This window comes from Flavobacterium turcicum, assembly GCF_011365745.1.
Lineage (GTDB): Bacteria > Bacteroidota > Bacteroidia > Flavobacteriales > Flavobacteriaceae > Flavobacterium > Flavobacterium turcicum.
This window is the reverse complement of record NZ_JAAOBY010000006.1, coordinates 121,772-148,673: the sequence shown is the minus strand read 5'-3', so window position 1 is coordinate 148,673 and position 26,902 is coordinate 121,772. Positions and strand designations below refer to the sequence as shown.

Sequence of the window (26,902 nt, the reverse complement as noted above, 5' to 3'; positions counted from 1 at the left end):
TACGAAAATGAACAAACAGGAACGTGTAACTTTTGTTATAAATACGTTAAAAGAATTATATCCTACCATACCGATTCCATTAGATCATAAGGATCCGTATACGCTATTGATTGCAGTTTTACTCTCGGCACAGTGCACCGATGTTAGGGTCAATCAAATAACACCCTTACTTTTTGCGAAGGCAGATAACCCGTTTGACATGGTGAAAATGACCGTTGACGAAATTAAAGAAATCATTCGACCTTGTGGCTTATCGCCAATGAAATCGAAGGGAATTCATGGTTTATCTCATATTTTAATTGACAAGTACAATGGCGAAGTACCGCAAAGTTTTGAAGCCTTGGAGGAATTGCCAGCTGTGGGACATAAAACTGCGAGTGTGGTGATGTCACAAGCTTTTGGCGTGCCTGCTTTTCCGGTTGATACGCACATTCACCGCTTGATGTACCGATGGAATTTAACGAATGGTAAAAATGTAGTTCAGACTGAAAAAGATGCCAAACGCCTTTTTCCTGAAGCTACTTGGAACGACTTGCACTTGCAAATTATTTGGTACGGACGCGAATATTCGCCGGCTCGTGGTTGGGACTTAGAGCGCGACATTATTACCAAAACTATTGGCAGAAAAACAGTTATTGATAGTTTTTACAAAGGGAAATAAGCATAAAAAAACCACTTTCATCAACTAGAAAGTGGTTTTTTTATACTTATTAAAAATCGATAGATTATTCAAACCATTTAATTGGCTATTATCAGAAATTTTTGATCTTTGATTTGCAATAAATGCAAGGCTTTTGAATAATTGAGTAAAAAAGAAATCGTTTCTTTTTTGGGTTTCATTACAGCACTTGTCTGCAATTTTTTAGAGTAAATTTTTGCCATAGAATACAAGATTTTGTTTCTATGATAACGCTTTACTTTCTCTATTATTGCTAAGCCGTTAAAACTATTTGATGTTTATCAATCACTTTACGTAAATTGAGTAAGGCATAGCGCATGCGCCCGAGAGCAGTATTGATACTAACCCCAGTAGTTTCGGCTATTTCTTTAAAGCTCATGTCCTGATACATGCGCATAATCAAAACCTCTTTTTGATCATCAGGTAGTTCTTCGATTAATTTTTTGATATCTAATTGCACTTGATCAGCAATAATTTGATTTTCTACCGTTAATGATTCATCAGTCATGATCGAAAAAATAGAGAATTCTTCGGTTTCTCTAAAAAGCGGCATTTTTTTAGATTTACGAAAATGATCAATGATTAAATTGTGAGCAATACGCATGACCCAAGGCAAAAATTTACCTTCTTCGTTATACGAATTAGACTTAAGGGTGTTGATGACTTTTATGAAAGTATCTTGAAAAATATCGTTGGTAACGTCGCGATCTGGGACTTTTGAATAAATAAAACCGTATATCTTAGATTCGTGTCTTTTGATGAGTTTTGCTAGTGCATCCTCGTTTCCATCGATATATTCTTTGATTAATGACGCGTCAGGAAGTTGTATACTAACCATAATAGTACTTTTTAGTGGTAATTTATTGAAATAATGTTCTAAAAAGTATTGTTCAGTTATAGGCAGTATGTTTTGCGTTAATTTATTAATCAAAAGTAGCTATTTTTTTTTTCAAGTTGCAACTAAAATCAAGAAAAGTTAACATTTTGATAGCAAAAAATGTTAATTTACAGAACTAGATTTAACTTTGTGTGCTTAAAAGATAAGATGTAAGACCTTGTATTTCATCTATTGAAGATCTTTTAATTTCTAAACTGTGTTCAAATAAAAAGCTGTTGCTCGTAAAACGAACAACAGCTTTAATAATGTGAAACTATTTTTAAAAAGAAAAGAAGCATTAACTCATTTCTTCAAAAATTTAAATTGGTTATTGATAAACTCTGATGTAATCGATCACAAATTCTTGTGGTAAGATGCTATCATCAACTGCAGGACCACCAAAATTGCCACCTATTGCCATATTTACAATAAGATAAAATGGTTGATTGTAAGGCCAAGTTGCCTCTGTTTTTTGTTCTGGTTGAAAGGTATACACCAATTGATCGTCTACGAAAAAATCCATTTTGTCCTTTGTCCATTCTACTGCATAGATGTGAAATCCCTTTTCAATATTTTCAAACTTTGTTTTTTTAGTATTGATCGTATTGCCATGACTTGCCTGCGTGTGTAATGAAGTGAAAACCATGTGAGGCTCTTTACCCACGTATTCAAGAATATCAATTTCACCGCAAAGTGGCCATCCTACTTGTTTGATATTAGAGCCTAACATCCAGAATGCTGGCCAAACTCCCTGTCCCACTGGCAATTTAGCTCGAGCTTCAAAACGTCCGTACTGGAATTCTTTTTTACCTTGCGTAGTGATGCGTGTGGAAGAATAGGTATTACCTTCTTTTTTGCCCACAATTGTCAATTGATTGTTAGCTACTTTATGGTTTGTTTTCGTGTACAATTGGCGTTCATTATTGCCCCAGCCACAGTTTGGACAACCATCACCGAGCTCAAAATTCCAATCTTTTTCATTCAAACTTGACCCGCTAAAATTCTCTTCCCAAACTAACTTTCGTTGCTGTTGTGCAAAACTATATTGCACAATCAATATCAAAAAAAGGATATATTTTTTCATCTTAACTTACTTTACAAATTGAAAACTACTTTCTAAAACCGTCGCGGAACTTCCGCCTACAAATACTTTAAAATCGCCCGCTTCGGCCTCCCATTTACGGTTAGCGGTAAAATATTCGATGGTTTTTTCATCAATAGTAAAAATTACTTTTTTCGATTCGTTAGCTTGAAGTTCAATCATTTCAAAACCTTTCAATTCTTTAATAGGACGTGTTGTACTACCAATTAAGTCGCGAATATACAATTGAACCACCTCTTTACCAGCTATTTTACTGTTGTTTTTCAAGGTAACTGACACTTCAATTTTTCCGTTTACACCAAAAGAATTAGCGCTTAGTTTTAAATCGGAATATTCAAATTTAGAATAGCTTAAACCATGTCCAAATGGATACAAAGGTGTATTTTTCTCATCAATAAAATGCGACCAAAACACACTTTCAGGTTCGTTCATTGTGGGTCTGCCAGTATTTTTAGCATTGTAATACAAAGGCAACTGCCCTACACTACGTGGAAAAGTCATTGGCAATTTACCACTTGGGTTATAGTCACCATAAAGTACTTGCGCAATGGCATTACCACTTTGCGTTCCCAGCTGCCAAGCCTCGACAATTGCTGGAATATTTTCATCTGCCCATGGTAGCGCTAGTGGGCGACCGTTGTTGAGTACCAAAACAACATTAGGGTTTGCTTTGTACACTTCTTCTAATAATTCTTGTTGTACTCCCGGTAAATCGATATTGGCCCTACTGCGTCCTTCCCCTGATTGCAAACCGTGCTCGCCTAAAACCATTACCACCACATCAGCTTTTTTTGCAGCAGCAACCGCCTCAGGAAAACCACTTTTGTCCGTCATGTTAATATTAGTTTCCCAAATAAACTGCGTTCTTCCCACAGCGACATCAGCACCTTTAACGTAGGTAATTTGATTTCCGGTATACTTTTGCATCCCTTCCACGACGGAAACTGCTGTGTTATCATCAGCAGCAATGCGCCAACTTCCTAGCGGACTTGTTTTATCTGCCGCAAGTGCGCCAATAATGGCAATTTTTTGACCTGATTTTTGTAAAGGCAACAAGTTTTTTTCATTTTTTAATAAAACGATAGACTTCTTAGCCACATCTAAAACGCCATCATGAAATTCTTGCTTTCCAACTGTTGTTTTCTCACGATTTTCATCACAATATTTGTACGGATCATCAAACAATCCCAATTCGAATTTTACTTTCAAAATTCGTCTTGCAGCATCGTTGATTGTCGCTTCTTTAACCTTACCTTCTTTAACTAATTGAACCAAATGATCCACGTATGCTGAAGATTCCATATCCATATCAGAACCTGCGTTGATAGCTAATTCAGCGGCATGTCTGCTGTCTTTTGCAAATCCGTGTGGAATCATTTCGTTAATAGAACCCCAATCAGAGACTACGAATCCGTCGAAATTCCAATCTTTTTTCAAAATTTCTCTTTGCAGGTAAGCACTTCCCGTTGCAGGCACACCATTTAACTCATTGAATGAATTCATGAAGGTACGCACGCCAGCATCAGCTGCAGCTTTGAACGGAGGAAAAATAGTGTTTTGCAAAACTGATTCGCTGATATCAACTGTATTATAATCGCGCCCTGATTCTGCGAAAGCATAACCTGCAAAATGTTTTGCACAGGCCAAAATTGTATTGGTCGCTGCCAAATCCATTCCTTGAAAACCTTGCACACGAGCTACTGCGATTTTACTTCCTAAAAACGGGTCTTCGCCAGCGCCTTCCATCACGCGACCCCAACGGGCATCTCGCGCTACATCAACCATTGGTGCAAAAGTCCAATTTAAACCTACTGCAGCAGCTTCTTCGGCTGCAATTGCCGCTGATTTTTTGATCGCTACTAAATCCCAACTAGCTGCTTCGGCTAACGGAATTGGGCTGATTGTTTTGTATCCATGAATGACGTCAAACCCAAAAATTAGGGGAATACCTAAACGAGTTTCTTCAACAGCAATTTTTTGCAAGGCACGTACATCCTTCACCCCTTTTACGTTGAGCATAGATCCTACCAAACCCTTTTTTAAATCGTCGTATTTTTTGGCTGCTTGACCTTCTTTTGGCGTAGGCCCAGTTATATCCCAAAAACCATTGTACTGATTGAGTTGACCTACTTTTTCAGACAGCGTCATTAAATTTAAAACAGAATCAACCTTACGGTCTAATAGATTGGTCGTTTTCATAGTTACTGGAGCTTGCAATGTTTGCTTACTACAAGCCACCGCAACGCTTACACAAACTGCCAGATATATAAATGAATGTTTCATTTTTAGTCTTTTTTAAAAAACAAAAGGCAGGTAATGACACCTACCTTTTATTGATTGATTTATAAATATACCGCTATTGGTAAACTCGAACGTAGTCCACCTCCATTGCTGATTGTACGAAAGCAGGATCAATTGCACCACCAAAAGTACCACCCATTGCCACATTCATTATCAAGAAAAAATCCTTATTGAATGGTAAACTACTTGTGTTATTTACGGAGTGTACCAAGGTATCATCAACATAAATTTGTACCGATGTAGGAGTCCAAAGAGTTTTGTAAATATGAAACTCTGTCGAAACATTAGGAATTGTTTTTTTTGCTGTATTCGCACTACCTCCAAAATTACCTGGATAATGGAAAGAACCATGAATTACATTTTGTTCGTTTCCTCTGTGTTCCATATAATCAATTTCACCACAGGCAGGCCAAGGATTGGTAGCATAATTTTCACCAAGGGACCAGATAGCAGGCCAAGTGCCACGCCCGATTGGTAATTTGGCTCTTACTTCAATTTTACCGTAAGTAAATTCAAATTTATTTTCTGTTTTGATACGAGCAGATGTATAACTTGAACCTACTTTTTTGGCAGTAATTTTCAAAGTTCCGTTTGACACCACAACGTTATCGGCTGCGCTTGTGTAACTTTGAGATTCGTTATTACCCCAACCGTTTGTACCAGTACCTAAATCGTAACCCCATTTTGTAGGGTCTGGAGCACCATCTACGTTAAATTCGTCTGAAAATTTTAACACAGTATAATCCGTTATAGGCGTTGGATTCACTACTGAACCCGCTGGCGATGTCGTAAAAGTATGGTACCAAGCTAGGAAAGGATTTCCTGATTGAATTACACGAACTGTCATACGATTGTCAGTAATACTTAAAATTTCGTAAGAGCTAGCTCCAACAAAATAACCCATGAAACCGCCATCAGCAATATTAATCACAGTTCCTCTTGTTTGTGTTTTCGCATCCGGATTTTTAGAAACAAAAGATTCTGATTTACTTAAAGTTACTGTTTTTAGACCACTTGTATTTAAAGGTGCGCAAACATCATCTCCGCCGCCTTTAAAAGCACCGTTATAGTATGTTTCACCTTTGTTATCCAATTCAAATTTCATTTGTTGACCAACAAGTGAGAATGTCATTACACTTTTGTACAAACATGTGGCAGATTTTTCATTGGCTGCTGCGCTATAGAAAGCTGGGTAGTAATTTTGCATACCAAAAGTAGGATCAGCCCAAGCTACGTTCGGTCCTACACCTAAGTGGCCTGGCTCGCTTTGTGCCCAATACCATTTTCTAGATGTACCACCTGTAAGACGTTGTACCGCAATTTCATCCTTAAAATCACTAAAAACAGTAACTTCAATAGTACTACTTGAACTAACTCCACCTGCTCCAGAGGCAATCACTGTTACTGTGTAAGTGTTGGTGCCCGGTGTTAAAAACGTATTTTCGAAAACGCCACTAGGAACATTTTTAGAAGTACCATCACTAAAAACATACTGGTATGAAATGGCATTATCAGCTTTGCTTATAAACTTTACTTTACCTGATCCATCACCGTTAGGCAAAGCAGCCGTTTTACCAACTAACTCTACAGTTACTTGTAGGCCTGAAGGCGCATCAATTTCGCCAAAACCTAGGTTATCCTCTTGACAATTGACCATCAATAGAAGGGCAAAAAGAGCAACAATGTTTGATATTAATTTTTTCATTTTCTTATTATTTTAAATCTGATTTCGATTTAGTTATGGAAATAAACATTATCAACATGAACGGTTGTATTTCCGGATGGAACTCCAACATAAATTAGTTGTGCAATATGAGCTCTCGTTGTTAAACCTGTAAACTGAGTCAATGGAATATCAAGGCTTACCCAAGTATTTTTTGCAGGTGATGTAATAGCTACTTCATGTTCAACATCGTCACCACCACCGAAAACACCATTAGCACCAAAATCTACTAACTTAATTTTGAATTGTGTAAAATCAGACGACCATACATCTGTATGAAAATGTGTCATATTAGTTGCATTGATTGGCGCACTAGTAGTTTCGATACCCACGAAATCAAGATTACTGTATTTTTTTGCAGCGTTGCCACTAATACTTACATCTGTTAATGTAGCGCTAGACCAAGAAGTTCTCCAAGTATCAACTGCTACATTGGTGTAAACATCACTAAACATAGAGATTACTTTGGATGCTGGTAAAGTAGGGTTTGGCGAAGCAGTAATTGATCCTGCTAAATTGTAAAAGAAGACATTATCAACATACACTGTATTATTTGAAGCTGGTGCTCCAACTAAAATCAATTGTGCAATATGACTACGCGTAGTTAAACCAATAAAATCACTCAAAGGTAGATCTAAACTTACCCATTGTTCTCTTTTTGGGTTGGCAATTGTAATTTCGTGTTCTCTATCATCACCTCCAGCAAAAACACCATTGGCACCAAAATCGACTAACTTCACTTTGAATTCAGTTAAATCAGCTGACCAAATATCGATATGGAAAAAAGTCATCGCTGATGCATTTATAGGAGAAGATGTAGTTTCGATTCCAACAAAATTCAACGCGCTGTATTTTTTAGTAGCATTACCACTAATATTAATATCCTCAAGGGTTGCTTGTGACCATGATGTTCTCCAAGTATCGACTGCAACATTTGTGTAGCTGTTGCTAAACATAGATATTACATTTGCAGCAGGAATGGTAGGAGCCGGAGCGGCAAATAAGTTAGTTACTGTAACACTTTCTGTTTTTTCAGCTTTTGCTGCACCACCGCTTAGTGCCACCACTCTCACTTGATAAGTACCTGCTGCTTTGTACGTATGAGAAACGACATCCCCTTGCATAAAGTCAACTGGTACTTCGTTAGCAACATCTCCAAAATAAACTTGAAAGAAGGTTTCTAATTCCGCTTCGGCAGAAACTGTAATTCCTAGATTACTTCCGATTCCTACTTTTGTAACTAAATTGCGTGGCGCCAAGAAAGAAACCATAACTTCTTGAGTAGTTTCTGTTCTTTTACCATTCAAAGTCACACCAACAATACGAGCATTGTATTTCCCCTCCTTGTATTTGTGTGTGTATGTCTCACCAGCTCTCAAAAACACTGGAGCTGTAGTTGTGTCGCCAAAATAAATTTCGAATTGCGTCACCCCATCACCTTTCGGCAAAAAGGTAACATTACCCGTATTGTCCTGCGTAATCGTTGTTAGTGCTGAGATATTAGATGGAGCAGCGATGCTGTCTAAATCAACATCGTTATTTTCCTCTGAGCACCCAAAAGCGAATGTCAGTACAAAAACACTTAGTATTAATTTTAACTTTTTCATATCTAAATAGTATTAGTTTTTAGTATCCTGGATTTTGTGCCCAATTTCCGTTAGCAAACTGAATTTCTTCGATTGGAATTGGAAACAATTCGTGCTTATTTGCTGTAAATCCTGTAATTTCTTGAGCCGCTTTTCCGGTACGAACTAAGTCAAAGAAACGATGACCCTCTCCTGCGAGTTCCACTCTTCTTTCCGCCCAAATAAAATCTGTTAAAGCCGCTCCCGAAGAAGAAATATCATGATTTAAATCGCCAAACGCACGACGACGTACTAGATTTAAATAGCCTCTTGCTTTGGCATCATCGATGTTTCCGCGATTTAAAGCCTCAGCAGCCATCAATAAAACATCAGCATAACGAATGGCTCTGTAATTGTTAGGGTTTGTTAAGTTCAAATCACCTTGTGCATTTGTACGTCTTTTTCTTGGAATGTACTTTCTGTTAAAAAATCCAGTGTGCTCATATCCTTTGCCAAAAGTAGCGCCTGTACTTGCTGCCCAAGCTTCAATATCTAAAATAGCAACTGCTTTTCTGTTATCACCCGCTTCAAAAGCGTTTACAATTTTTTGTGTAGGAACATTAAAACTAAATCCAGAGCTAAATAAATCACCTGTATAGTTACGTGGTCCGCTAAAACCAACAGCTACGTTTCCTTCACTACATTGCAAACAGCCAAAACCAGCACCTTCGGTATCGGTGTATTGAACTTCGAAAACTGATTCTACACCATTTTCACCAGCTTCTTCAAAAATAGAATTGTAATTAGCCACTAATGAGTATGCTGAAGAATTTATTACGCGCTCTAGAGCGGTAGCAGCAGGTGCAAATTTACTTTGATACAAATACGCTTTACCCAAAAGTGCTAATGCCGCACCACGAGTTACACGTCCTTTTTGGGTAGCTGTAACTGGTAAGTTTTCAGATGCAAAAATCAAATCTGCCTCAATAGATGCATACACTTCTGCTGGAGTCGATCTTTTGATTGATTTTTCATCACCTGGACTAAAGCGTGCATCACCTTTCATAGGGATTCCTCCAAACCATTTTACTAATTCAAAGTGAAAATAGGCTCTCAAAAAACGAGCTTCGGCAATCACTTGATTTTTTCCTGTAAAATCAGTTTTGTCTTTGAACTCTAGGATATAGTTGGCACGTTGTACTCCTGCAAACATGAAATCCCAAAGATTTTTCAAATTACTATTTACTGGCGTATGAATCATATCATCAATCTGCTGAAAACCAGGAGTATCTAATTGACTTTCTCCACCTGCTAAGGTATTATCCGAAGCAATTTCTCCTAATAAAACATTCAAGTAAGTTGACTGTAAAATATCATAGGTTGCAATTAATGCGTTGTCATAATCAGATTTTGAATTAAAATAATTCTCTGAATCGATTGAATACTGAACCGGTCTGTCTATAAATTCATCGCTACAAGAAACGATTAAAGTAGAGCTAACAGCAACCGAAAGTAAACTAATATAAATATACTTTTTCATTGGGTGTAGAATTAAAAATTAAGATTTAAACCTAACAAATAGGTTCTTGGAATAGGGTAAAAACCATTGTCAATACCTCCACCAATTGGAGCTCCATTTGAAGCACCTGGATCATAACCACGGTACTTTGTAAATGTATAAAGGTTGTTTACCGCTGCGTATAAACGTACTTTTGAAATACCCGCTTTTTCTACAAAACTCGGTTTTACTGAATAGCCTAACTGAATATTTTGAATTCGTGCATAAGATCCGTCTTCTACAAAATAGCTTGAGAAATTTGAATTTCCAGTAGCTCCAGTAGTTACTCTTGGAATCGAGTTTGTACTTCCTTCACCTGTCCAACGGCCTAAAACGTAGTTTAATCTATTGACATCTGTAAGGTTTCTTTCGTAGTTACGAACAATATCATTACCAACGGAAGCAAATGTATACATGGCAAAATCAAATTGCTTGTAATTCATTTGAATATTGAAACCCATTGTTGCTGTTGGAATAGGATCACCGATGTTGGTTCTGTCTTTGTCGTCTAAAGTACCATCACCATTAACATCTACAAATCGTAAATCTCCAGGACTAGCTTCAGCACCAAGTGCTAATTGAGATGGATGTGCATCGACCTCAGCTTGATTTTGGAAGATTCCATCCGTTTTATAACCATAAAAATATCCGATTGGCAAACCTACTTGCATTCTTGATGGTGCTTGTTGACCTACCCCGAAAGATCCGTTTGGTATAAATGGTACTCCATTTGTGCTTAGAACTTCATTTTTAATAAAAGTAACATTGTACCCTAAATTAACTGAAAAACTATCCGAGAATTTATTTTTATAATCAACAGCAAACTCAAATCCTGAATTTCTCACAGTACCTCCATTTATTGTTGGTGAAGACGCTCCTGGCGCTGCGGTTCCATTAATACCAGAAACTGGTATATTAGTGATCAATAAATCAGCTCTTGTGTCAATAAAATAATCAGCCACAATTGAAACTTTGTCATTTAGTAATCTCAAATCTAAACCAACATCAAATTTCCTAGCTTCTTCCCATTTTAAATTTGGATTAGGAATTTGTCCCGTAGCCAAACCGTTAATTAAAGTCCCATCAAAAACATAAGTTGCCTCACCAGTTAATTGAGAAATGTATCCATTATTTTGAATTTGGTCATTACCCAATGTTCCATAACTTCCTCTTAATTTCATAAAATTAACAAGTTTGTCTTTTCCAAAAAAACCTTCATCAGAAATTACCCAACCCGCAGTTAATGAAGGGAAATAACCCACTCTGTTACCCGGACCAAATTTTGTTGAAGCATCTCTTCGAATCATAGCGGAGAATAAATACTTTCCTTTATAATCATATTGTCCTCTTGCAAAGTAAGACAGTCTGCGCTCATCGTAAACATAAGACCCAACTGGAATCGTACCTTCCGGCGGAACACCTCTTGTTAGAGTAATATCAGCAAATTCCCATGAATTATAGGGCACATCATATCCTGTTGCAAACAAACCATTACCAAACGACTTGTAAATGGTGTTACCTATCGTTGCAGTTACATTATGATTTTCACCAAATTTGTTTGAGTAAGTTCCGAATAAATCGAAAGAATAATCGTTATCATTAATCGCATTTTGAGATACTGAACTACGCAATACATCAAAAACTTTACCACCGTAGGATACTTGCTTTGCAAAAGATTTTGCTTCACTGTTCGCTGTATTGAAACCAATGGTACTAGAAATCACAAAATTTTTAAATGCTTTGTACTCTAAACCAAAATTTCCGTTGATTTTTTTGAAATTGTAGTCATTGTAAGTATTAGCCATTTGCTCTAGAGGGTTGATAATTTCAAAACCCAAACCTGCTGGGCTTGGCACTTTGGTAAAATTGCCATTTGCATCATAAGGCGCAAGTGTTGCTGGTAAATTCAAGGCATTGAATAAAACTGAACCTAGTCCGTTTTCATTTAAAGATTTTCTATTAAAGTAAGTGTAAATTACATTGGTCTTCAATTTCAGTTTATCAGTAACATCTGCACTTAGTCCAATTCTGGCAGTATTTCTTAAAAAACCTGATTTTGCTCGACCGATAATTCCCTCTTGATCAATGTGTGAACCACTCACAGAATAAGTAATTTTATCAGAACCACCTGAAAAAGACAAATCATGGCTTATAACTGGGACATTGGTACTAAAAATCTCTTTTTGCCAATCAGTACCTTTACCTAAACCTGATACATTAGTAAAAGGAATGGCAGCACCACCATTAGCATAACTTTCATTTAAAAGTAAAGCATACTCAGTAGCATTTAATGTTGGTAGTGATCTTGATGTTTCTTGAAAACCAGTGTAAGTATTGTAACTTAATTTACCTTTGGAATTCTTTTTACCAGACTTTGTCGTAATTAAAATAATACCATTAGCACCAATTGTTCCATAAATGGCTGCTTGAGCATCCTTCAAGACAGTGATCGATTCAATGTCATTAGGATTTAATAAGCCCAACTCTCCTACATAACCGTCAATGATTGTAGTAGGTCTGTTCTCACCATTGGTAGCAATACCTCTAATTCTGATATCTAATGAAGCACCCGGAGCACCTGATGTAGTAGTTACATTCACTCCCGAAACGGTACCTTGAAGGGCTTGCTCAACACGAACGGGCTTTAATGTTTCAAGAGTTTTACTGTCCACTACTGAAACAGCACCAGTTACTTCACGCTTTTTTTGACTTCCGTAACCAATCACGACTACCTCGTCAAGTACTTTTGAATCCTCTTGCATCACAATATTCAATGCATTATCTATAGAGGTAACTTTAAATTCAAGGTTTTTGTATCCAACGTATGAAAACACTAAAGTTGCTCCTGCTGGCACGTTTTTAATAGAGAAACGTCCATCCATGTCTGTGGATGTTCCTGAGGTTGCATTTTTAACTTGAATGTTTACTCCTGGAATAGGTAAACCAGAACCTGCTTCTTTAACAACTCCTCCTATATCATTTCCTTGGGCAAAACCAAAGGAGGTCAGAAATAGAAAAAGAATGAGTAGATAGTTTGACTTCATAATTTGTGTTTTTTGTGAATGATAAAATTAGCAGTAACAACTAATAATAAATCAAAAAGAACCTCAACAAAAAACATACAATGCAAAAAAACATCTAATTAATTTAGAATCTCCAAACATACATTGAAAAGCGAGCCTTTTTACAGAAAAATATCCCCCACAAAAATGTTAAATCATCCAACAATAACGTTAATGTTGTGGTGATGTATAGGTAATATCCATTAAATTCGACTCACCTATACAGCTAAAATATACTCAACAAGTCCTTGTTCATGTGATAATCCCATCTTTTTACGCAAACGATATCTTTTAATTTCGACACTTCGAACAGAGATGTTTAACAATGGAGCAACTTCCTTAGACGAAAGATTCAATCGTAAGTAAGCGCACAATCGTAAATCGTTTGGAGTTAAATTTGGATGTGCGTCTTTTACTTTCTTCAAGAAATCTTTATCAGCATTATCAAAAGCTTCTTTAAAAACGCTCCAACTATCGCCTTCAGAAATGTTTTTATTGATTGTAGAAATAACAGATTTAATGCTTTTACTTCCCTCTTCGGAAGTTTTCTTTAAATCTTCTTTTATAAAAGCGAGCAATTCATTTTTACTGTTTAAACTCATGGTTGACACCGCTAGTTCTCTGTTTTTGGTATCTACATCGCGAGAAAGCTGTTCGTTGCGCACGCGCATGAGTTCTTGTTCATTTTCTAACTCTTTAATCTCCAACAAAAGATTATTTTCTTCAATTAACTTAAGCTCTTTTTCTTGATAATATTTTTTGTATGCTTTGTGGATGAATCTAGCTGAAATGACAAAGAGAACGAAATAAATCAGCAAAGCAAGGTTGGTTAAATACCAAGGTTTTTTTACCGTAAAACTATAACTTACACCCTCATCAAGCGTACCATTGGCATATTTGGCACGTACTTTTAGAACATAATCACCTGGTGGTAAATTTTTAAAATTAATAGACGTTTTAGAATTCCATTCGCTCCACTCTTCTTGAAAACCTGTCAACAGATATTGAAATTCTGTATTAATGTACTTATTGTACTCCGGAACGGTGTAATTTATCGTAATGTTGTTTTCATCATATTTAAAAAGACCTTTGCCCTGAATTTCTTGATTTTTATTAGCCTCGTTCTGTTTGTTGATTGTAACTGACGTAATAGCAACTTTGTAGTTTTTAAAAGTCAAATCATTCAGATTTAAAATGTAGTAACCGTCTGTTGTTCCTATTAAATAATTTGCATTAGAAATTTGAGTTATGTTTTCATATCCTAACATCGAATTGGTTAAAAATGCTGGAATTGGGATTACATTTTGTTTTAGTTGGCTACTTAATTTGCCAATTGAAAAATAGTGGATGTAATTTTTAGAAAAAAGCCAGATTTTGTTCGACTCGTCTACAATTAACTTACCTGAGGTGTATTCGTCTTTGGCAAATACATTACTTAACAAACTGTCTTTAGCAAATTGATTGGTTGCTACATTCAATTTATATATCCCTTGCTTGTTAGCGTAATAAATAGCATTATTAAATTGCGTTAAACTGGCATGTTTGCCTTTGCTCGGAGATTGATACGTGTATAAAGATGTAATTTTGCTCCAGTTAGCGTCCACGTTTAAGCGATAGACTCCTTTATATTCGTGGCTTATAAAAATTTGATTTTTCGCAGTAGCTTCAAAATATTTTGAAGAATTATTAAAACCGGCGATTTTGTTTTTAAAACGCCAACCAGAAGCAGTCTTTTGTAGGACTGAAATTCCGTAATAATTTCCTTGTAGCAAGAGTCCCTTTTGGTTAGGAACAGACTCAAATTTCCATGTTCCTGAGGCCGAAAAAATAGATTGTGCTACTCCTATATCAACAACAAAAGTACCCGAGTCATGGCCACAAAATAAAGTATTGTCAAAAGTGAATAACGACCATACTTGCCCCTTAGTTCCTGGAATGAACTTAAAAGAATCATTACCACCATATTTTTTGTAAAACAAACCTTGGTTGGTACCAATGTAAAGGATTCCTTTGTACAACTTTGAAGCGTAAACTGTTCCTAAAGTACCCGTATCGTCTACATAATTTTGAACAGGAGATTGCAAGTTGATACAATTGATACCGTTATCGAGGCCAACCCATAAATTTTTATCATCATCCTCAAATAATGAAAGTGCAGTATTGTTACTTAATCCTTTGTTTTGAGTGATATGATATTGGAATCGACCTGTAGAACTAATAATGTAAATTCCGTTAGACACTGTTCCCAGTGCAAAACTTCCATCAGAAAGCCGTTGACTACTATACACGCTACTGGCCGCCAATTCAGCATCTACTTCGGTGCTAAACTTAGTTACGGTATTTCCAACTAACTTGTAAAAACCATTTAGCTGCGTTTGAATCAGCAAACCATCCGCATCTGAAAAAAGATTTACAATTTTATTATTCTGTAAAATCGGACTGTTCGAAACCAAACGAGCTTTGCCATTCTCTATTTCAAACAAACCTTGATTAACTGTTTGAAAAAAGATGCCGTTCTTGGTCCAAAATGACTTCGTAATCGTATTTTTAGGACTAATAATCTTAAAACTATTTAATTTTGAGTCGTAAATATAAATCCTGTTTAACGATTGAAAAACAACCCAATGCTCGTATTGCAAGATGTTCCAAAACTGTTCGTCATCTAAAATTTTTGATTTTATCTTTTTACTTAACGAATTGTACTTCAATTTTCCGTTCGCTTGCCTTGACCAAAAGCCAAATTCCATGTAACAACCAGTGTAAACTTTATTGCCTATCACTTTAACCGAACGTAAAATTGTTTCGTTTGGCGAAGGATACAACTCCCAACTAGCGCCATTATATTCAAGTAAACCCTCATTGTTTGCAAAAAAAACAAAATGATTTTCATCTTGCGCAATCATCCAGTTTTGATTTCCCGCACCATAAGTTGCCGAGTTATACTTTACAATAGGTGGCAATTCCTGCGAAAATGCAACAGAATAACAAAATAGAATTAGGAAGTAAATAGGTGTTTTCAAGGTTCAAAAGTTTATTTTTTCAAAAGTAAATCTAAAAATAGTATTTATTACACATATCAGCCTCATAAAATTGGGATGACGTATTAAACCTGTCAGAATACCTGTTTTAAATATTATTTGTGAGTTGTTCACGCTCAAAACTCTGTTCAAAAATGCTTACTTTTGTAAAAATTATCATTTGTATGCAAATTGACCTTTCTCAGCTAGATCCAAAGAAAAATATTATTATCAAAGGAGCTCAAGTTCACAATTTAAAAAATGTGGATGTGGCCATACCGCGTAATAAATTAGTTGTAATAACGGGACTTTCAGGCTCAGGAAAATCTAGTTTGGCATTTGATACGCTTTATGCAGAAGGACAGCGCAGGTATGTAGAAAGTTTATCATCGTATGCACGTCAATTTCTCGGTCGTTTAGACAAACCAAAAGTAGAATATATCAAAGGTATAGCTCCTGCAATTGCGATTGAGCAAAAAGTGAATACTACAAACGCGAGATCAACAGTTGGTACATCAACCGAGATTTATGATTATATGAAATTGTTGTACGCTCGTATTGGTCGTACATTTTCACCAATTTCTGGTCAAGAGGTTAAAAAAAACACTGTTACTGATGTTGTAAACGAAGTAAAATCGCTTCCATTAGACAGTAAATGGCTACTCCTTGCCCCGATTCATCTCGAAGAAGGCAGACTTCTCAAAGACAAATTAAATGTACTCCTGCAGCAAGGTTTCGCAAGGATTTTGGTTGATAACGAAATGGTTCGACTTGATGAATTACCAGATAATTTAGATAAAAAAACGATCTTTTTAATTGTTGACCGAATTGTAGTCAAAGACGAAGAAGAATTCTTTAACCGATTGGCTGATGCAGTTCAGACTGCCTTTTTTGAAGGGAAAGGAATTTGTTATTTGCAAGACTTAACCGGCGATAAAAAGTACTCTTTCTCAAACAATTTTGAGTTAGATGGCATTGCTTTTTTAGAGCCCAATGTACATCTATTCAGCTTCAATAATCCATATGGAGCTTGTCCGGTGTGCGAAGGCTACGGAAACATTATTGGTGTAGATGCTGAATTAGTTGTGCCGAACACTACCTTATCCGTATTTGAAAACGCTATTTATCCGTGGCGAGGTGAAAGTATGGGATGGTACAGAGATGAATTGGTTAACAAAGCTTATAAATTTGATTTCCCTATTCACAAACCTTATTACCAATTGAGCGACGCACAAAAAGAGTTGTTGTGGACTGGAAATTCTTATTTTATTGGTTTGAATGCCTTTTTTAAAGAATTAGAAGAGAAAAATTACAAAATACAAAACCGAGTAATGCTGTCGCGTTACCGAGGTAAAACAAAATGTACGGCATGTAAAGGCAAACGCCTTCGTGTGGAGGCCTCTTACGTTAAAATTAACGGAAAAACTGTTTCTGACTTAGTTGACTTACCAATAAAACACTTGGTTACGTTTTTTAAAGACATTCAACTAGATACTTATGAGCAACAAATTGCCAAACGATTGCTAGTTGAAATCAATAACCGATTGTCATTTTTAACGCAAGTAGGACTCGATTATTTGACCTTAAACCGAAACTCCGCTACCTTATCAGGCGGTGAGTCGCAGCGAATCAATTTAGCAACTTCTCTTGGTAGTAGCTTGGTAGGATCCATGTATATCTTGGACGAACCTAGTATTGGTTTACACCCAAAAGATACCGAACGATTGATTCAGGTATTGCTTTCGTTACGTGATTTAGGAAATACCGTAATTGTAGTAGAACACGACGAGGACATCATGAAAGCGGCTGATATGATTATTGATATTGGTCCCGAAGCAGGAACATTAGGCGGAAATTTGGTGGCGCAAGGTACTTATCCAGAAATTCTGAAAGCCGATTCGCTTACAGCCAAATACCTGAACGGAGATTTAGCCATTGAAGTGCCTAAAAAAAGAAGGTTGTTTAAAAATCATATCGAAATAAAAGGAGCTAGAGAAAATAATTTACAAAATATAGATGTTACTTTTCCATTAGATGTCCTAACTGTTATTACTGGAGTTTCAGGAAGTGGAAAAAGTACCTTGATAAAAAAGATTCTGTTTCCTGCTATGCAAAAAAAGCTGGAAAATGTAGGAGACAAAGCAGGGCAGTTTAGTGAAATGACAGGCTCGTTTTCACAAATAAAACACATTGAATATGTAGATCAAAACCCGATTGGTCGGAGTTCGCGATCTAATCCTGTTACTTATATCAAAGCATACGACGATATCAGAGATTTGTATGCTCGAGAAAAACTCTCTAAACTGAGAGCATACCAAGCCAAACATTTCTCATTTAATGTAGATGGCGGACGCTGCGAAACATGCAAAGGAGAAGGTAGTATTAATGTAGAAATGGTCTTTATGGCCGATGTTCAATTACCTTGCGAAACTTGCCAAGGGAAACGCTTTAAAAAGGAAGTACTAGAAGTGACTTTTGAGGGCAAAAACATCCATGAAATATTGAGTTTAACCATAGATGATGCTCTTGCCTTTTTTGCCGCTCACAAACAAACTAAAATCACTCAAAAACTACAGCCATTACAGGATGTAGGTTTGGGTTATGTACAATTAGGACAGTCCTCTTCTACCCTTTCTGGTGGTGAGGCACAGCGAATCAAATTAGCTTCATTTTTAGTCAAAGGAGCCACAAAAGACAAAGCTTTGTTTGTGTTTGATGAACCTACAACAGGACTGCATTTTCACGATATTAAAAAACTCTTAGCTTCATTTGACGCGTTAATTGACAAAGGACATTCCATCATCGTAATTGAACACAATTTAGATTTGATTAAGTGCGCCGATTGGATTATTGATTTGGGTCCAGAAGGAGGCGAAAATGGCGGCCAATTACTCGCTGTTGGTACACCAGAACAAATTGTAAAAAATAAAAAATCGATTACTGCAAGTTATTTGAAAGCAGTTTTATAAAGGCCGATTTATAAAAGCAAAAAGCCGATTCCCTAAAAGAATCGGCTTTTTTTATTGATAAACTTTCTTTGCTTAAAATCGGTAACCTAAACTAATACCACTGCGTACACCGCCCCAAGGGCCGCTTACTTTAATGGTTGCTCCACGAGCAGTTACAGTTGAAGTCACATCAGATAAAGGTAACTCAATATCTTCTAATTGGTTGCGCAATTCATTTTGCTCAAAAGCATTCAAATCACGATCTGTAACACCCTGAAAATTTCCATCAGATGTACCGTAATGAGGTCCTACAATCCACCAATCTAAAATAAAATGTTTGCCTAAATTAAATTGTGCTCCCAATTGTAACCCGAATGAGTTGGCAGTTAATTTACCTCCAACAGCCAGATTTTCTTGTGTAGCTCCAACTTGACTTGTATCAAACGTAAAATTTATATTTGAAATATCATACTTTACATTTCTGTAAAAAGGAGCAATGTAAAATCCTTTTCCGTATCCTTTTCCAAGATAAAATCGAACCTCAGGAGTTATCGCTGTATAGCCTAAAGTAGCGTTTTCAAAAATCCCTTGTGTATCTTGATTATCAGATGCGAATTCATTAATTGTTTTTTGGAACGGTAAGGCACCTGAGGGAATAAAACTGTAACCTAATACTATTCCGATTCGTTTTGAAACGCTTCTTTCGTACTGAAGTTGAATGTTTTTGAATGCCAAACTTGTCAAACTAATTTTAAAATTGTTTTTCGGTATTACAATTGAGTCATTTTTTGTTTGTGCAACAACTGGCGCAATGGCCAAAAGTAGCAATGCTACTAAAAGGATACTTTTTTTCATAGGTTTGGGGTTGTTTATGGACCCAAAAATAGTATTTTTTACGCCATGTAGCAATTTTCTTCAAAAATATTACCGTCCTCATCAATCGCAATAATAATCTCCCGCGGCTTCGCGCTTACTCTTGCATGATACAGCCAAACAAATGACCATAACCCCAATGTAATACAACATAATACAAAATTAAATAAGTGATCAATTTGTTGTTTTTCTCTGCGTAGAACAATGTAAGGCAATTTGTCATTTTGTTCTAAAATAACAAAACCATCTGCAATCTTATTTTTTAAGGTAAAATAGAAATTCTTTTTTTGAACTTCTGAAACGTCTTGAAGTATAATTTCTGATTCCATACTTGGTTGTAATTTTTTTGATTTGCTAAAAATTAACTCCGCAAATTTACCTCCAAAATGCAGGACTGGCAATACCAACTTTAGGTGATATTTACACCACAAAAAGAAGTGCTTTATTACAAAACCGACTTTAGAACGAAAAACGTAATTATTTACCTGTACTAGGAACGAATTTTCAACTTAACTAGAACCATATCAATAGCATTGTTAATCTCGGGAGAAATAACTAGTTTATAGTTAACACCTATGTAAACAACTGTAATTAATATCGATTTTAACATGATGTTCAAAATTGGTACAAATGAAAAGTCCCAAAAATAAAACAACAAAAATAGTAAGAGCGTAATTCCTAAGGAATACACAGTTTGTTTTGTAAATGGATACAAATGCATTCGTTTGACAACAAAAAGTAATTTAGCCAAACTATATAAAGTTATAGATAAAAGCGTAGCGACTGCAGTTCCTGTAATTGCAAATCTTGGTATAAAAAACATATTTAACCCAACTGTCAAAAAAACAAGCAATAATCCTAAAAACAAGACCATGCGATAGTATTTTGAATTGAAAATAATCGCATTATTATTTCCCAAAATCAAATCAAAATATTTAGATATACCAATCAAAAATACCACAAGAATTCCACCGCCATATTCTTTTGGAACCATAACATAAAGCTGATTGATGTTAACAAAAATACACAGCATTACAAAACCACCAACCACTTGCAGATTAATAGAAGTCTTTTTATACAAATCATTTAATTCATCATGTTTATTCTCATGCATCAATTTAGCAGTTATTGGATAAGTGATCTGATGCATTGCACGACTGGGAACTGCAATCACAGAAGCAATGTAAGTAGCAACTGAATAATAGGCTATATTCTCAATTTTAATATATTGATTGAGCATTATCTTATCGATATCTAACAACATTACCGCAACACTACCTGACAAAATAATGAAAAAAGTATACACTAAAACATCTTTCACATTTTGCGGAATAGAGAACTGGAACACAGGTTTTTTTATACGGAAAGCATAAAGCATGGTAATAATAAAAGCCAGAAAATAAATAATAGCAGTGACATAAATAAATTCAACAACAGAAATCCATCCGTAATAAACTCCAATCAAAGCAAATAAAGAAAATAATCTTAGGCCAACCTCTTTAACAAAATTGCCAAAAACTGAATGCATGTGTACTCTAGCCCAAGCATAAAAAATCTCGAAGTAAGCCATACTGAGGCCGATAAATGGAATAAGCCACAAATAGTCTTTAACAACAGGGTTTTCTTTACTCAAGTATAGCGAAATGGGTTCAAAAAAGAACAATCCTATCAATCCTAACGGAACACACAACAATAGAGGAATTAAAACAGTAAAAGATAAAAAACGAGAGCGTTCCTCCTCTGTTTCATATTGCGTATAAAACTTTACTAAAGTGTTTTGCATCCCAAAGGCTAACAAAGGCATAATAATATTTGCCCAAGAAAGTATGTAATTAGTTAGAGCATAAAATACAGTTCCTAAAAAAAATGGATATAAATAAAGTGTATTAATTGCACCGATACCAAAACCTACATAGGTAATTATTGTATTTTTTAAAGATTGATTAAGAACTATTCCCATTGTGATTTTGTGCAAAGTGTTACTTACTTTGCTTTTATTTTTAGACTTTTTTTAATAAAATTGCTAGTTCTTGAGTTAAATTTTTACGCGAATATTGCTGTAAACCAACAGGATGTGATTGTAATTTCCCTTGTAAAAATTGGTTATAATGGTCCAAAATTACACTTTTCAGCTTCACTTTATCTGAGTACTCAAAAAATACGCCCGTATTAGTCTGAGTAATAATTTCGGCAAAATCAGAATCTTTCGGACCAATTGCGATTATTGGCCTGTTGGAAACCATATATTCAAATAATTTACCAGGAATAATACTTTTGGTGTCAACTGAATCTATTTCGATAAGCAGTAGTACTTGCGATTTGCGTTGGTGAGCAATAGCTTCTTTATGCGACACATAACCTAAGTTGTTCACGTAGGAATTCAAGCCAACTCGCTCTATAGTTCCTAAAACATCCTGACTTACAGCACCAATTAGCTTTATCTCCAAATCTGATTTGAATGTGGCGTGTTCTTCACATAATTCTACCAAACTTTCCCATAGTGCCAAAGGGTTACGTTCTGATAAAAATGAACCAATATGCGCCAATGAAAACTTACTATCCAAAACTTGCGCTGACACCTCTTCGCTGTCATAGCCATTGGTAATTACTGTGATTGGTTTTGATGTTATCGCTTCAAACTCAGCTTTCGTAGTTTTGCTGGTTACTAAAATCGAATCAGCAGCATTCAGAACTTGTTTTTCCAACTTTTTGTGAGTCGATGCGGCAAAATTACACAAGCGTAATGCCTTATGATAGCCAATAGTTGTCCAAGGATCTCTAAAATCAGCAATCCATTTTACAGCCAATCTTTTCTGTAATTCCAATCCAATAAGATGCAAACTGTGTGGCGGTCCGGATGTTACAATTGTATCAATTTGATTTTCTTTTATGTACTGTTGTAAAAAGTTCACAGACGGTTTTACCCAAAAAACGCGTGCATCTGGTATAAACAAATTACCTCGTATCCATAAAAAAGCTTTATCTAGAAATGATTGCTTTTTTTGGTTAGGAATAATTCCCGAATTCATCTTTTTCGTTTTATTCTTAGATAAAAACGATGCCAATTGATAAGGTTCAAAAATCTTATTTCGAATAATAACAATCTCATTAGAAACCTCTTGTGTCAATTGTTCATCAATGATAGGATACGTTGGGTTTTCAGGGATATAAACAATTGGTTGTACACCGAACTCAGGTAAATATTTGACAAATTTTAACCAACGTTGCACTCCTGGTCCTCCTGCCGGCGGCCAATAATACGTGATAATAAGTACCTTTTTTTGAGACAAAATGTGTTTTTTTTAAACTTTATACGCAACAACAAAATAAACAAGATTAGTTCAACAGTGTTATTGAAAATTCTAACGAAAATTTCGATTTATTGGTTTGCTGTTGCAATCTTTTTACGTTCAAAATAAATTCCTGCCACAATCAAAAGCAAGATTAAAATAGAACTGATAAGCGTTATGGTACTCCCGGTTTTTACCACTTGAGGTTCAAATTTAAACTCGATAATGTGATTTCCTTTTGGAACCATTAGCCCACGTAAGGTATAATCTACTCGCAAATGATCAACTAATTTATTATCAATGTAGGCATTCCAACCATCGGCATAATACATCTCTGAGAAAACAGCCAAGCCATCGTTTGCATTCACAGATTTATACTTTAATGCATTCGGATTATAACTCTCTAACGTAATACTAGCGCTACTATCTTTGGCGAAAGCCACTGTCGGAACTTGAAACTCCTTCTGGTTTACAACAGCAACTTCTTTAGAGTTTAAATTTGTCAACGCTTTCATTTCCTCATCAGGAGAATTTACTTTTTTAACTTGGCTCACAAACCAAGCATTTCCATTTGCATCTGGATTAGCAACTACAAAATCATTGTCTTTTTCATCCTTTTGAATCACGTAAACCACATTAAGCATATTGAGTACTTCAATATTATTTTTGGCTATTTGATAATCCAATAATTGCTGCATGCGTCTTGGTCGTACCGCACTATAACCTCCAATTGATTTGTGGAAATAAGAAGTACGCGAACCCATAACATTTGCTACTTCAAATACTCGGAAATTGGTAGTATCCTTTAAAATCTGGCTATCAACAGGCGTTTCTTGAAACGGTACTTCTACTTCGTATTTACTAACAAAATCCTTAGCTGAAACGTATTTTTTATCTACAAAAAACAAGTCGAAAACCATAAATAGCCCAACTAGAATAATTGCAGTACGTTGCACAAAAAAGTTTTTAATAAACAACCATAATACACCTGCAGCAACCAAAATAAAGAATCCAGATCGAAGCAAATCTGCAGTATACAAATTTATACGATCCTGCTTTAATGCAGTTATAAATTCAGGACCGAAATTTTTAACAAAAAGTGCATCAGATGGCCCTGAGAAATTAAACATTCCTTTGCTCAAAAATAAAATAATGAGAATACCTGCACCTAAAATTGTTGTCTCATAAAGTGCTTTCCATTGCGCTTTTTTATCTGCTAAAAAGAAGGCTTGCAACCCCATAATTGCCAAAACAGGGAAACATAATTCTAAAACCACTTGAATCGATGAAACAGCCCTAAATTTATCATACAAAGGAACGTAGGAGATAAAAAAGTCAGTGATTAGGCTAAAGTTCTTACCCCAAGAAAGAATTAATGCTACGGCAGCACCACATGCAAAAACGTATTTAATTTTTCGTTTATCAAGAAACAAAGCTAAAATGGCGAGAAAAAATACAATTGCGCCAATATAAGCTGGAGCAGCCACAATTGGTTGGTCGCCCCAATAGGTTGGCATGGCATCTACAAACTCTCGTACTTGATCTTCTCGAGCTCCTTGACCAATTAAATACTCGTAAACATTGCTATCTGTGCCTACTGCTTCACTATTTGATCCACCAAAAAGCCTTGGAGCAATTAAGTTAAAACTTTCTGTTATGCCGTAACTGTACTCCGTTATATACTCTGTTGACATAGCCGAAGTAGTTTCATTTTTACTGCCATCCGGATTATAAGTCAACTCGCTTTTACCACGAATACTGTAATCGGTATATTCTTTAGTAGCTAAAAGACTTGTAGCGTTGGCCCCAAGAGACAATATTCCAGCAATCAAAAGCACCCCAAAAGCGATACCTAAGCCTTTGTAATCTTTTGACTTGATAAATTGATAGGAATAAAAAGCAACTACGAATAATAACAAAAACAACAAATAATACGTCATTTGGAAATGGTTCGCATTGATCTCTAAAGCTGTAGCAATCAATGTTAATAATCCACCCAAGATGTACCTTTTTTGAAAAACTAGTATAAAACCAGCTACAACTAGCGGCATATAGGCAATGGCGTGCGCTTTTGCATTATGTCCAACACCAAGAATTACGATTAAATATGTAGACAAACCAAAAGCTAAAGCACCAAAAAATGCTTTAAGCGGATCTACCTTAAGCACTAACATCAATCCGTAAAAACCTAGGAAATATAAAAATAAATAATCGGCTGGACGCGGTAAAAAACGCAAAATATCATCTAAAACTCCCACGTAATCATGCGGATATTGCGCTCCCAATTGATAAGTTGGCATTCCGCCAAAAGCAGAATTAGTCCAATAAGGTTCTATATTTTCAGCCGCTCTGAAGTCGTTTTGCTCCTTTGCCATTCCGGTATATTGAACAATATCCGATTGAAATATTTGTTTACCTTGTAAAACAGGGTAAAAATAAAGAACAGAGACCAAAACGAATCCCAGTAAAGCAAGAGCGTGCGGATAGAACTTTTGTACTATTTTCAATGTAAAAAGAATTTGAATTAAATAAATCTAATGCTAAAAAGCGCAAATTTAGTCTATTTCTTCGTAATCCACATACTCTCCTACTTTTTTGGTCTCACGAGGTTTTTTCACATTTTCGGTATTGTATACAACATCCTCATTAGCGCGTGACTTATTCCAATTATTTTGTTGCTGGTATTGCTGTTGCTGCATATTTTGACCTGCTTTTTCAACTACTTTTTTCACAACAAGAGGTAAAAATAATTTAGCTAAAAAACGAAAAATATAATAAAAAGCAATCATGTAAAAAATCGCTCTGATAAATCCAGAAAATGAAGCTGTTTGCATATTGGTATATTTTTTTTCAAAATTACTAAATCCAAAGTTCAAAAGTAAGTTATCAGTCTTAAATAAATAATAAAAAATAGTACATTTGAAGAGCCTTGTTAATTTTAAACTCAAAAAACAATGAAGCATTTAAAACTCTTTCTATCTTGCACAATGATGGCCTTTTGCAGCATCAATTACGCACAACATACTGATGAAATCAACTCAAATCGTCCTGGAGAAACTATGTCTGCTTTTTCAGTCGGTAAATCTGTTATTCAAGTAGAAACGGGAGTATACGGCATTCGTCAAAAGCATTCCATTTTAAATTATGAATCAAATGGCTTTGGCGTTGACGCTGTGTTGCGTTGGGGAGTTTTTTCAGAAAAATTAGAACTTATTGCCGATTTGCAGTATCAAAACGAAACAATCAATAGTTTATTTAGTTCAACAAAAATATCTAATTTAAAACAAACCGTACTTGGTGCTAAATACTTGATTTACGACCCGTTCAAAAATTATGAAAAAAAGGTAAATGTCTATAGCTGGAAGGCCAATAGAGCTTTTAATTGGAGACAATTAGTACCTGCAGTTTCCGTTTTTGCTGGCGCAAATGTTACTATGGCAGACAATCCCTATGCTTTTGATTTACAATCGAGTATTTCACCAAAAATCATGCTGATTACTCAAAACCATTTGGGTGATGGCAAATGGGTTTTTGTAACTAATATTATTGCTGATTATATTGGCACAGAATTCCCAAGTTATGGCTACGTACTTACTTTAACCAGAGGCATTACACAAAAATGGTCGGGGTTTGTAGAAAATCAAGGGTATAAAAGTGACTTTTACAGTGATGCCATTGTTCGAGGTGGTACCGCTTACTTACTAAATAAGGACATGCAAATTGACGCATCAATTAGTACGAGTTTAAAAAACACACCCTCTATTTTTTACGGAGGACTAGGTTTTTCTTGGAGATACGATGCTAATTACAAAGAGGTACGCATCAATATCGATAGTCCAAAATCGGGATCAAAAAAATCCAAAAACAACAACACATCCAAAACAGGATCAAAAAATTAACACTAGAC

Annotated in this window: 18 protein-coding genes; 3 read left to right on the top strand and 15 right to left on the bottom strand. The window is 35.6% G+C overall.

Annotated features, from left to right (window positions below; all coding sequences use genetic code 11):
* Positions 1-7 precede the first annotated feature (7 nt).
* The gene (locus G9Q29_RS11395) at positions 8-661 is read left to right on the top strand and encodes an endonuclease III domain-containing protein (RefSeq protein ID WP_166137349.1); all 654 of its coding nucleotides are present in this window, start codon (positions 8-10) and stop codon (positions 659-661) included.
* Positions 662-738: 77 nt separating this feature from the next.
* Here G9Q29_RS11395 and G9Q29_RS11390 read toward each other — a convergent pair whose 3' ends face one another.
* The 9 genes from G9Q29_RS11390 to G9Q29_RS11350 form a co-directional block, all read right to left on the bottom strand.
* Positions 739-882: a hypothetical protein gene (locus tag G9Q29_RS11390; RefSeq protein ID WP_166137346.1), complete on the bottom strand. Its 144-nt coding sequence runs from the start codon at positions 880-882 to the stop codon at positions 739-741.
* A gap of 50 nt (positions 883-932) precedes the next feature.
* Positions 933-1,517, bottom strand: coding sequence for an RNA polymerase sigma factor (locus tag G9Q29_RS11385; RefSeq protein WP_166137343.1), 585 nt, complete (start codon positions 1,515-1,517; stop codon positions 933-935).
* 367 nt (positions 1,518-1,884) lie between these two features.
* A complete protein-coding gene (locus G9Q29_RS11380) occupies positions 1,885-2,640 on the bottom strand; it encodes a glycoside hydrolase family 16 protein (RefSeq protein ID WP_166137340.1) in 756 nt (251 codons plus the stop codon).
* A 6-nt stretch (positions 2,641-2,646) separates the two neighbouring features.
* On the bottom strand, positions 2,647-4,941 hold the full coding sequence (bglX, locus tag G9Q29_RS11375; protein ID WP_166137338.1) for a beta-glucosidase BglX: 2,295 nt from the start codon (positions 4,939-4,941) through the stop codon (positions 2,647-2,649).
* A gap of 73 nt (positions 4,942-5,014) precedes the next feature.
* Complete coding sequence (locus G9Q29_RS11370; protein ID WP_166137335.1) at positions 5,015-6,664, bottom strand: glycoside hydrolase family 16 protein; 1,650 nt, start codon at positions 6,662-6,664, stop codon at positions 5,015-5,017.
* 29 nt (positions 6,665-6,693) lie between these two features.
* On the bottom strand, positions 6,694-8,289 hold the full coding sequence (locus G9Q29_RS11365) for a hypothetical protein (protein WP_166137332.1): 1,596 nt from the start codon (positions 8,287-8,289) through the stop codon (positions 6,694-6,696).
* Positions 8,290-8,308: 19 nt separating this feature from the next.
* Positions 8,309-9,787, bottom strand: coding sequence for a RagB/SusD family nutrient uptake outer membrane protein (locus G9Q29_RS11360; RefSeq protein ID WP_166137329.1), 1,479 nt, complete (start codon positions 9,785-9,787; stop codon positions 8,309-8,311).
* Positions 9,788-9,798: 11 nt separating this feature from the next.
* Positions 9,799-12,849: a SusC/RagA family TonB-linked outer membrane protein gene (locus G9Q29_RS11355; protein WP_166137327.1), complete on the bottom strand. Its 3,051-nt coding sequence runs from the start codon at positions 12,847-12,849 to the stop codon at positions 9,799-9,801.
* Between the two features lie 236 nt (positions 12,850-13,085).
* Complete coding sequence (locus G9Q29_RS11350) at positions 13,086-15,887, bottom strand: helix-turn-helix and ligand-binding sensor domain-containing protein (protein WP_317164744.1); 2,802 nt, start codon at positions 15,885-15,887, stop codon at positions 13,086-13,088.
* A gap of 182 nt (positions 15,888-16,069) precedes the next feature.
* Here G9Q29_RS11350 and uvrA point away from each other — a divergent pair, with 182 nt between their 5' ends.
* A complete protein-coding gene (uvrA, locus tag G9Q29_RS11345; RefSeq protein WP_166137631.1) occupies positions 16,070-18,853 on the top strand; it encodes an excinuclease ABC subunit UvrA in 2,784 nt (927 codons plus the stop codon).
* A 72-nt stretch (positions 18,854-18,925) separates the two neighbouring features.
* Here uvrA and G9Q29_RS11340 read toward each other — a convergent pair whose 3' ends face one another.
* The 6 genes from G9Q29_RS11340 to G9Q29_RS11315 form a co-directional block, all read right to left on the bottom strand.
* Positions 18,926-19,687: a DUF3575 domain-containing protein gene (locus G9Q29_RS11340; RefSeq protein ID WP_166137323.1), complete on the bottom strand. Its 762-nt coding sequence runs from the start codon at positions 19,685-19,687 to the stop codon at positions 18,926-18,928.
* A gap of 38 nt (positions 19,688-19,725) precedes the next feature.
* Complete coding sequence (locus tag G9Q29_RS11335; RefSeq protein WP_205729861.1) at positions 19,726-20,034, bottom strand: hypothetical protein; 309 nt, start codon at positions 20,032-20,034, stop codon at positions 19,726-19,728.
* 161 nt (positions 20,035-20,195) lie between these two features.
* The gene (locus G9Q29_RS11330) at positions 20,196-21,665 is read right to left on the bottom strand and encodes a lipopolysaccharide biosynthesis protein (protein WP_166137320.1); all 1,470 of its coding nucleotides are present in this window, start codon (positions 21,663-21,665) and stop codon (positions 20,196-20,198) included.
* Between the two features lie 40 nt (positions 21,666-21,705).
* The gene (locus G9Q29_RS11325; RefSeq protein WP_166137317.1) at positions 21,706-22,995 is read right to left on the bottom strand and encodes a glycosyltransferase family 4 protein; all 1,290 of its coding nucleotides are present in this window, start codon (positions 22,993-22,995) and stop codon (positions 21,706-21,708) included.
* 89 nt (positions 22,996-23,084) lie between these two features.
* Positions 23,085-25,502, bottom strand: coding sequence for a YfhO family protein (locus G9Q29_RS11320; protein WP_166137314.1), 2,418 nt, complete (start codon positions 25,500-25,502; stop codon positions 23,085-23,087).
* A gap of 48 nt (positions 25,503-25,550) precedes the next feature.
* Positions 25,551-25,829, bottom strand: a complete 279-nt coding sequence (locus tag G9Q29_RS11315; protein ID WP_166137311.1) for a DUF4834 family protein — start codon at positions 25,827-25,829, stop codon at positions 25,551-25,553.
* Positions 25,830-25,949: 120 nt separating this feature from the next.
* Between G9Q29_RS11315 and G9Q29_RS11310 the strand changes: the two genes are divergently transcribed.
* The gene (locus tag G9Q29_RS11310; protein WP_166137308.1) at positions 25,950-26,894 is read left to right on the top strand and encodes a transporter; all 945 of its coding nucleotides are present in this window, start codon (positions 25,950-25,952) and stop codon (positions 26,892-26,894) included.
* Positions 26,895-26,902 lie beyond the last annotated feature (8 nt).

Bases quoted from the DNA above. Each gene is read 5' to 3' on its own strand.
- G9Q29_RS11395 (WP_166137349.1), top strand. From the start codon at position 8: ATGAACAAACAGGAACGTGTAACTTTTGTTATAAATACGTTAAAAGAA.
- G9Q29_RS11390 (WP_166137346.1), bottom strand. From the start codon at position 882: ATGGCAAAAATTTACTCTAAAAAATTGCAGACAAGTGCTGTAATGAAA.
- G9Q29_RS11385 (WP_166137343.1), bottom strand. From the start codon at position 1,517: ATGGTTAGTATACAACTTCCTGACGCGTCATTAATCAAAGAATATATC.
- G9Q29_RS11380 (WP_166137340.1), bottom strand. From the start codon at position 2,640: ATGAAAAAATATATCCTTTTTTTGATATTGATTGTGCAATATAGTTTT.
- bglX (WP_166137338.1), bottom strand. From the start codon at position 4,941: ATGAAACATTCATTTATATATCTGGCAGTTTGTGTAAGCGTTGCGGTG.
- G9Q29_RS11370 (WP_166137335.1), bottom strand. From the start codon at position 6,664: ATGAAAAAATTAATATCAAACATTGTTGCTCTTTTTGCCCTTCTATTG.
- G9Q29_RS11365 (WP_166137332.1), bottom strand. From the start codon at position 8,289: ATGAAAAAGTTAAAATTAATACTAAGTGTTTTTGTACTGACATTCGCT.
- G9Q29_RS11360 (WP_166137329.1), bottom strand. From the start codon at position 9,787: ATGAAAAAGTATATTTATATTAGTTTACTTTCGGTTGCTGTTAGCTCT.
- G9Q29_RS11355 (WP_166137327.1), bottom strand. From the start codon at position 12,849: ATGAAGTCAAACTATCTACTCATTCTTTTTCTATTTCTGACCTCCTTT.
- uvrA (WP_166137631.1), top strand. From the start codon at position 16,070: ATGCAAATTGACCTTTCTCAGCTAGATCCAAAGAAAAATATTATTATC.
- G9Q29_RS11340 (WP_166137323.1), bottom strand. From the start codon at position 19,687: ATGAAAAAAAGTATCCTTTTAGTAGCATTGCTACTTTTGGCCATTGCG.
- G9Q29_RS11335 (WP_205729861.1), bottom strand. From the start codon at position 20,034: ATGGAATCAGAAATTATACTTCAAGACGTTTCAGAAGTTCAAAAAAAG.
- G9Q29_RS11330 (WP_166137320.1), bottom strand. From the start codon at position 21,665: ATGGGAATAGTTCTTAATCAATCTTTAAAAAATACAATAATTACCTAT.
- G9Q29_RS11315 (WP_166137311.1), bottom strand. From the start codon at position 25,829: ATGCAAACAGCTTCATTTTCTGGATTTATCAGAGCGATTTTTTACATG.
- G9Q29_RS11310 (WP_166137308.1), top strand. From the start codon at position 25,950: ATGAAGCATTTAAAACTCTTTCTATCTTGCACAATGATGGCCTTTTGC.